Origin of the sequence: Occallatibacter sp. (genome assembly GCF_049802275.1) — a bacterium.
Lineage (GTDB): Bacteria > Acidobacteriota > Terriglobia > Terriglobales > Acidobacteriaceae > Telmatobacter.
Map to the genome: position 1 here is coordinate 1 of NZ_JBARMD010000692.1, position 7251 is coordinate 7251.

A 7251-nucleotide genomic window follows, 5' to 3' on the forward strand; every position below is an offset into this window, starting at 1 on the left:
CTGGGCCACTCCGGTGGCAGGACGATCCTTGTAGATTTTGTATTCAGTCGGCGTAAGGTAACTGGAGTCGGCGTCGAGCGATTCCAGCAGGCCATGCAAGGCGCCGGTCGTCACCGTGTTGATGTTGGGATCGGTGACGTAGTCGCTCTGGATTCTCTTGAGCACTTCGGCATAGACGTGCATCTGGCGATAGGCGCCATCCTGCTCGGCTCCGGCGTGAACGCCGAACATACCGAACTCGCCCAGCGCGAAGCCGAGGCCGAGGGCGGCAAAAATGGTTGCTGCTAAGACGAAGGTCAGTCTCTGAAGGAGTCGGGACACACACACCACCGCTAGGGCCCCTGAGGGGAAGCAGGCCGCTAGTCTTTAGACGCAATGATAACGCAACCGGTAAAAGGAAAACGCGGGGTAGCGGGCGACGGTGCGGTGCGGAAGGTCTGCCGGGCTTAATCGGGTGGGTCGGGCGCGCCCCAGGGAGGATTAACTATCGAGCTGTCTCGCCTGTGGCCGATAAGCGGGCAAGTTCGACAACCACGCGATCAAGTTCCTCGACTATTCGGTTGGTTCCTGCTGATTTAAAGACCCTTAGTAGAGAGTTGAAGTACCAGAACTGCTGGTCACGGCTGCGGTGAAAACGCTCCCAGACCCTTGGCCCGATCGCACGGTACTCATCGAGGATGGTGCGCACGTTGTACAGCTTGTCGGCCGCGGAGATGAGCTGGGTTTCCGGCGATTCTTGAGGGAGGCGTTCAAGGTAAGACTTTTTGCGAACATCCCAGTCTTCTTTCTCGCAGGGGTCTTCCGCAAAGGTGTCGGAGAGACCTTCGACCATGCGCGCAACTTGCGGTCCGAAGTTGCTGCGGATGTCCGCAAGGCGGGTATGGCCACCATGATCCTCGGCTGCATCATGCAGGAGAGCCGCAATCACCATGTCTTCTGTAACCGGAAACGGCACCTGGCCTGCTTCGCCCATCACCAGCGACGCCACGCCGAGCAGATGTGCCACATACGGGATCCGAGTCGCTTTGCGGCGCTCGATGTGAAGGTGACGTGCATAGTCGATGGCACGGGAAAACCGGTCAGTGAGATGAAGCTCCGGGTCCATGTCGGTGGTTGGCATTCAGTGTTTCCCTTCTTCGAAACGCACAAAGCTGTCCCTGGCCAGAACAGTTCGCCGGATGAAGTGATATATCGTGTTCTGGTTTGGGGTTTTGGTGGCGGGAGGCAGGATCGAACTGCCGACCTACGGGTTATGAATCCGTCGCTCTAACCATCTGAGCTACCCCGCCTAAAGAGGCATACAGCGGAACCACTGCACAACTCTAGATGATACGGGCGGTTGAATTTAAGGTCAAACCATTGCCTGGGATACCTCGAACGCAGTAGACGAAAGTTTGAGAGGATTTAAGGCATGGCAGGCGCCTGGCGAAGGTCGGCGCGAGGATGAACGCGGCGAGGCCAGTCTTGTAGACTCACGTGCATGAGCAAGTTACGGATTGCGGGGGTGATTCCGGCGCGGCTCAGTTCCACCCGGCTCGCCCGCAAGGTGCTGCGGGAGATTGCCGGACGCCCCATGGTCGACTGGGTATGGCGGGCGGCAGCCGGCAGCGGTCTGATGGATCCGGTGGTGGTCGCAACGGACTCCGACGAAGTGGCCGAGGTTTGTCTGGCCCAGGGAATTCCTGTTGCGATGACATCCGCGAATTGTGCCAGCGGATCGGATCGCGTGCGCGAAGTGGCGCGGCAGATCGAGGCAGACATTTATGTCAATATCCAGGGCGACGAGCCGACCCTGACGCCCGAGTTCTTCCCACCGCTGATGGGCTTGTTTGACCGGCCTGAGGTGCAGGTGGCGACGCTGGCGGTGCGATGCCCCGCGGCAGATATTGCTAATCCCCACGCGGTGAAGGTGGTGACGGCGCAGGATGGAAAGGCACTTTATTTCTCGCGAGCGACGATCCCCCACGATCGCGACCAGGCGGGATTTGCGGGGTATCGGAAGCACCTGGGGATTTACGCATACCGAAAGGCTGCGCTGGAGAGGTTTGCTGAGCTTCCCCCGGGTTGGCTGGAATCGGTGGAGAAGCTCGAGCAGTTACGACTACTGGAGGCGGGCATCGATATCTACGTGGCAGCAGCCCCGGCAGACACAATTGGAGTGGACACGGAGGAGGATTTGCAGAGGGCGGAGGCGCTACTGCTGGAGCGGTCCGAAAGCTCGTAGCTGTTAGCCGGATAGCTAGTAGCCGGTAGCCAGTACCCACTTGCCGGTAGCCAAGCATCTGACCGTGCCAAAGCTTATAGCCGCCATCAGCTACCGGCTATAAGCCACGAGCTACTGGCTAACAGCTACCGGCTGCTTTCCGAATTGCAAGCAAGAATCGGAGTGTACGCGAATCGAACTTCGGCGACGATGAATCCATGATGAGTAATGTTCAAGTCGCAACCATGGAACAGGCTTTGAAAGCATTCAATGAGAATCGCGCGTGGCAGCAGCTTTGCGAACGCGATAGCAGCGCGCAGTTTTTCTACGCAGTCGCAACTACAGGCGTTTTCTGCAGGCCAGAGTGCAAGAGCCGCAGACCCCTGCGCGAGAATGTGCGTTTCTTCGAGACGACTGCAGCAGCACAGGCCGCCGGATTCCGCCCCTGCAAACGATGCCGTCCGAACGCGTCGCTTCGTGATCCTTCAAACGAGATTCGTGCTTACCTTGAGGCGAACCTCGATCGCGCCGTATCGCTTGCGGAACTGGCACGCATCGCAGACATGAGCCCGTTCACCGTGCAGCGCATGTTCAAGCAGAAGATGGGTGTGAGCCCGCTGCAGTATCAGCGGTCGCTGCGGGCGGGCAAGCTGCGCGGGGCGTTGAAACAGAACGGGCGCGTGACGGACGCGATCTATGAGGCCGGGTTTGGCTCGTCGAGCCGGGCATACGAAGGAGCGCAACTGGGAATGACGCCGACGCGGTTTGCCAGGGGTGGTGAAGGAGAACGGATTGGATGGTGCGCCGCGCGTTCTCCTTTTGGCTGGGTAATCGTGGGAAGCACACAGCGCGGGCTTTGCTGGCTGTCTCTGGCTGGGACTGCGGCGGAGGCCGAAGCGAGTCTCCGCGAGGAGTTCCCTGCCGCCAAGTTGCAGCGCGATCCCTCCCTTTCACGGCTTGTCGACGCGGCATTGCAAAGCGTTCGCGAAGGCTCGGACCTCTCTGAGAATCGCGGACTGCCCGGTGCACTCGACCTGCGAGGGACAGTGTTCCAGCTTCGCGTGTGGCAGGCACTGCGGCAGATTCCACGCGGGGAGACCCGTAGCTACAGCGAGGTTGCGCGCGAAATGGGAGAACCGAATGCAACGCGGGCCGTAGCTCGCGCCTGCGCGATGAATCGCGTTGCGCTTGTTGTTCCATGCCATCGCGTGGTGGGGGCGAGCGGGTCGTTGACCGGTTATCGCTGGGGAGTGGAACGCAAGAAGGCGATTCTCAAAGCAGAGCGAACGGGCTCCTAAGCGGATTTTCCTGCGCGCTGGCTGTTTCCCGGGTCTCAAACGCGAGACCTGGGGCACTCACTTTAGCATCGCCCGCTGTGGCTAAGCGGAAACCAGGCGCCTTTCCCCATTCGGCGTGCGGATGCTCGCTTCTTTCTGACCTGAGCTTCATACGGCCACACCACTGTGCTCGCATTGTCCGGGCACGGCTCGACCTTGAAGAGCGGACCGCGAAGTAGATCGCCAGCCTTTGCGGCAGACAAGCCAAGCGCCGCAACCAAAAGTGTGGGAATCAAGATGTATGTCATGATTTGAATCCTCTGATGTGATTCATCCGCCTTGCAGCCCACCGGACCCTGGATCACGGGCCCGGTTTCGTGGGGAGCTGGTTTCTGTTTTAGAGCCGAAAGCCGCCTGCAGCGTGGATGGCCTGGCCGTTGATCCAGCCGGATTCGTCAGAGGCAAGCAGCGCCGCGGCAGTGGCGATGTCCTTCGGCTGGCCGATGCGGCCAAACGGCGTGCGCGCTTCGGCGGCCTTCTGAAACTCGCTGCCGATGAAGCCTGCCGCATGGACACCCTCGGTCTCAATCAGTCCAGGGTTGAGCGAGTTGACACGAATCTTCTTCGGGCCGAGTTCCTGTGCGAGCGATGCGCTGATCGTATCCACCGCACCCTTCGTGGCGCTGTACACAGCCGCGTTGGGAGAACCATCGGCAACAACAGAGCTGATATTGATGATGCTGCCGCCCTTGGGGTTGAATTGCGCGACCGCAGCCTGCGTGACCAGCAACAAGCCGAGCACATTCAAATTGAACTGTTTGTGGAAGTGCTCCGGCGTGATCTGCTCGAGCGGACCAAACTCATAGATGCCCGCGTTGTTGACCAGGATGTCGATCGGGCCGAGCTGCTTGACCACGGTGTTGATGAGGGGTCCGATGGAATCGGGATCAGCCACGTTGGCCTGGACCACGATGGCTTTGCCGCCGGCCTGCTTGATTTCGTTGACGACCTTTTCCGCTCCGGCCTTGCTGCCCGAGTAATTCACCGCAACGGCCGCACCCTGCGAAGCCAGTTCCTTTGCGATAGCTGCGCCGATGCCCTTGGATGCACCGGTGACCAATGCTACTTTACCCTGAAGTTTGCTCATAATCTCTGCTCCCTGCCGTAGCGTCATCATTTCGACGTTTCGACAACTATCGAATTGATTAGCGGCACGGCAGAAGGATTCAGGATGATTGTGGAAATCTGTCTTGTGAACCTTTCAGCGGGTCGGGCAAGAGGCAGGGCTGAGGGACTGGAGATAGGTCGCCAGGGCCTCGAGAACTCCAGGCTTGACGGAGAGGTAGTGGAATTTCCCCTCGCGGCGAACGTCGATGAGCCCGCTCGTTTGCAGCTCTTTGATGTGGTGGGAGAGCGTGGCGGGTGAGATGGCGAGTGCTTCGCGGGCGTCGCTACAACCCAGGGGACAGGAAGCGCGGGAGATGCGCTCCAGCAGTTCGAAGCGCTTGGGATCGGCGAGGGCTTTGAGGAGCGCGGTGCGCTGAGCGCGGCTGAGCCGCAAAGGCCGAGGCGTTTCCGCAGTTTTGACGCTCGTTCGAAGATCTTCTTTCACAGCCATCGCGTTTGACCTGGGTATTGGATGCAATGGTATCGTGTTTTGCGCCCGTTACAACTTTGTGTCGCCATGCGATGCACGATCTTTCCTGGCGTTACTACCGCAAATACTCAATGGAAAGAAAACGAGAATCGACACATGAGCAAAACCACTGAAGAAATCAGAATCGGCGAATTGGCAATACATTTCCTGCTCGAAGGGAAAGATACGGGTGGCGCCTTGGCAATGTTTGAGTTTGAGGTACCTCCGGGAGGCAAGGTTCCGGCTGCACACTCGCATGACGCCTATGAGGAAACAATTTACGGCGTTCAGGCGGTGATGACTTTTACGGTAGACGGACAGCGCAACGAGATCCGTCCAGGTGAGGTGTTGTGCATCCCGCGCGGAGCGGTTCACCGCTTCGATAATCTTCATCCCGAAACGGCGAAATGCCTTGCAGTTTTGACTCCAGGTATTCTCGGCCCGGAATATTTTCGCGAGGTTGCGGCAGTACTCAAGGCTTCAGCGGGAGGCCCGCCGAACTTCGCAGCCATCGGCGAGGTTATGCGGCGGCACGGGCTCACCCCAGCGGCGTAAATCAAGACTAGGCGACCGGCTTGGTGCCAACCACCAGCATCGTCTGAAAGCGCGGCGGCTCGTCTTCTCGATCAACAACAGAGGCCAGCACTTTCTCGAACCCCGCTGCAGCAAGGTACGACTCCAGTTCCGCCTCGCTGAAGCCCAGCCACTCGTCGGCATACATTTCGCGCGCCTCTTCGAACCGGTGTTTGGCGAGATCGAGAATGGCGATGCGGCCACCCGGTCGCAGAACCCGCGCCGCCTCCGCAATGGCGTGGTGGGGATGGAGCGCGTGGTGCAGTGATTGCGAGAAAAAGACAAGGTCGACCGCATTGTCGTCGATCGGCAACTCTTCCATATCCCCAAGGCGGTAGTCGACATTTTTAACGTGATGGCGGTGCGCCTGCTCGCGGGCGAACTCAATCATCTTCGCGGAAGAATCGACGGCGATTACGTTTTTGGCGCTTTGCGCCAGAAGGAGCGAGAAGCTCCCGTCGCCGGCGCCCAGGTCGGCAATGATCATGGACGGCATCAGGCGGAGCAGTGCTTCGGCCACGCTCTTCCACGATTTGCCGGGAACGTAATCCTTACCGAGCCGCCCGGCAACGCTATCGAAGAACGCGCGCATCTTGTCCTGGCGCTTCTTAACGACCCTGCGGGCGGTGGCATGATCGTGAACGGCTTCAGGAATTTCGCGTGCTGCCTCGTCGAGAAGCTTGTCCAAAACACCGCCCCCACCGGAGGTGGCTAGGAGGCGGTAGAGGCTGCTTTTACCGATGCGGCGGTCTTCAACCAGGCCAGCCTGCTTGAGTTGCGAAAGATGCGTGGAGATGGTGCTTTGCCCCATGACGAGAATTTCCTGCAGCTCGGCAACTGACAGCTCTTCGGCCCTCAGTAGCAATAGAATGCGCAGCCGGTTGGGGTCGGCTACCACGCGAAGGATTTTCACAATTGACGTAGCCATGGGTTTCTGGTACACATCAATATATCACGATGCGTCGATATAAGGAGAACTGAATGGCTTCCTCAACCCTGTCTTCAACTTTAGAGATGACCGAATACAAAGTGGCCGATCTCGCCCTGGCCGATTGGGGCCGCAAGGAAATTTCAATTGCCGAGCATGAGATGCCGGGCCTGATGGCGATCCGCAACAAATATTCAGCGGAAAAGCCGCTGAAGGGAGTGCGCATCACCGGCTCGCTGCACATGACCATTCAGACAGCGGTGCTGATTGAAACCCTCGTGAGCCTGGGCGCAGAAGTGCGCTGGGCGAGCTGCAATATTTTCTCGACACAGGATCACGCAGCGGCAGCAATCGCGGCCAGCGGCGTTCCGGTGTTTGCGTGGAAGGGCGAGAGCCTTGAAGACTATTGGGACTGCACCTACAAGGCGCTGGCTCACAAGGGCGGCAAGGGACCCGAGATGGTTGTGGATGATGGCGGCGACGTGACGCTGCTGATTCACAAAGGCTATGAACTTGAAAATGGCGACAAGTGGGTCGATACCCCTTCAGGCAACCACGAAGAACAGGTCATCAAGGATCTGTTGAAGAAGGTTTACGCAGAAGACAAGCAGCACTGGCACAAGGTTGTGAAGGA

Annotated in this window: 9 protein-coding genes, 1 tRNA gene and 1 pseudogene; 4 read left to right on the forward strand and 7 right to left on the reverse strand. The window is 58.9% G+C overall.

The annotated features are described in order from the left end of the window. The 3 genes and pseudogenes from WA354_RS23345 to WA354_RS23355 form a co-directional block, all read right to left on the reverse strand. Positions 1–321 (reverse strand): annotated as a pseudogene (locus tag WA354_RS23345) (S41 family peptidase); the annotation flags it as partial. Between the two features lie 163 nt (positions 322–484). Beyond that, positions 485–1120: an HD domain-containing protein gene (locus tag WA354_RS23350; protein WP_472815427.1), complete on the reverse strand. Its 636-nt coding sequence runs from the start codon at positions 1118–1120 to the stop codon at positions 485–487. A 92-nt stretch (positions 1121–1212) separates the two neighbouring features. Next, positions 1213–1289: transfer RNA gene (locus WA354_RS23355), tRNA-Met, on the reverse strand. A 191-nt stretch (positions 1290–1480) separates the two neighbouring features. On the opposite strand from WA354_RS23355, the gene kdsB reads away from it, so the two are divergent. After that, positions 1481–2224, forward strand: coding sequence for a 3-deoxy-manno-octulosonate cytidylyltransferase (gene kdsB, locus WA354_RS23360; protein ID WP_472815428.1), 744 nt, complete (start codon positions 1481–1483; stop codon positions 2222–2224). A gap of 197 nt (positions 2225–2421) precedes the next feature. Beyond that, entirely contained in the window at positions 2422–3501 is a 1080-nt protein-coding gene (locus tag WA354_RS23365; RefSeq protein WP_472815429.1) for a bifunctional transcriptional activator/DNA repair enzyme AdaA, read from the forward strand. Positions 3502–3563: 62 nt separating this feature from the next. On the opposite strand, the gene WA354_RS23370 is transcribed toward WA354_RS23365, so the two are convergent. The 3 genes from WA354_RS23370 to WA354_RS23380 form a co-directional block, all read right to left on the reverse strand. Continuing rightward, entirely contained in the window at positions 3564–3788 is a 225-nt protein-coding gene (locus WA354_RS23370) for a hypothetical protein (RefSeq protein ID WP_472815430.1), read from the reverse strand. An 89-nt stretch (positions 3789–3877) separates the two neighbouring features. Beyond that, positions 3878–4627, reverse strand: a complete 750-nt coding sequence (locus tag WA354_RS23375) for an SDR family NAD(P)-dependent oxidoreductase (protein ID WP_472815431.1) — start codon at positions 4625–4627, stop codon at positions 3878–3880. A 114-nt stretch (positions 4628–4741) separates the two neighbouring features. Then, complete coding sequence (locus tag WA354_RS23380; protein WP_472815432.1) at positions 4742–5098, reverse strand: ArsR/SmtB family transcription factor; 357 nt, start codon at positions 5096–5098, stop codon at positions 4742–4744. A gap of 135 nt (positions 5099–5233) precedes the next feature. On the opposite strand from WA354_RS23380, the gene WA354_RS23385 reads away from it, so the two are divergent. Beyond that, a complete protein-coding gene (locus WA354_RS23385; protein WP_472815433.1) occupies positions 5234–5671 on the forward strand; it encodes a cupin domain-containing protein in 438 nt (145 codons plus the stop codon). A gap of 7 nt (positions 5672–5678) precedes the next feature. Here the strand turns inward: WA354_RS23385 and WA354_RS23390 are convergent, their stop codons facing one another. Then, complete coding sequence (locus WA354_RS23390; RefSeq protein ID WP_472815434.1) at positions 5679–6617, reverse strand: ArsR/SmtB family transcription factor; 939 nt, start codon at positions 6615–6617, stop codon at positions 5679–5681. A gap of 53 nt (positions 6618–6670) precedes the next feature. Here WA354_RS23390 and WA354_RS23395 point away from each other — a divergent pair. After that, the coding region (locus WA354_RS23395; RefSeq protein WP_472815435.1) for an adenosylhomocysteinase at positions 6671–7251 on the forward strand (581 nt) is incomplete at its 3' end.

Excerpts from the sequence above, each read along its gene's own strand:
- WA354_RS23380 (WP_472815432.1), bottom strand. The coding sequence starts at position 5,098 with ATGGCTGTGAAAGAAGATCTTCGAACGAGCGTCAAAACTGCGGAAACG.
- WA354_RS23375 (WP_472815431.1), bottom strand. The coding sequence starts at position 4,627 with ATGAGCAAACTTCAGGGTAAAGTAGCATTGGTCACCGGTGCATCCAAG.
- kdsB (WP_472815428.1), top strand. The coding sequence starts at position 1,481 with ATGAGCAAGTTACGGATTGCGGGGGTGATTCCGGCGCGGCTCAGTTCC.
- WA354_RS23370 (WP_472815430.1), bottom strand. The coding sequence starts at position 3,788 with ATGACATACATCTTGATTCCCACACTTTTGGTTGCGGCGCTTGGCTTG.
- WA354_RS23390 (WP_472815434.1), bottom strand. The coding sequence starts at position 6,617 with ATGGCTACGTCAATTGTGAAAATCCTTCGCGTGGTAGCCGACCCCAAC.
- WA354_RS23385 (WP_472815433.1), top strand. The coding sequence starts at position 5,234 with ATGAGCAAAACCACTGAAGAAATCAGAATCGGCGAATTGGCAATACAT.
- WA354_RS23365 (WP_472815429.1), top strand. The coding sequence starts at position 2,422 with ATGATGAGTAATGTTCAAGTCGCAACCATGGAACAGGCTTTGAAAGCA.
- WA354_RS23350 (WP_472815427.1), bottom strand. The coding sequence starts at position 1,120 with ATGCCAACCACCGACATGGACCCGGAGCTTCATCTCACTGACCGGTTT.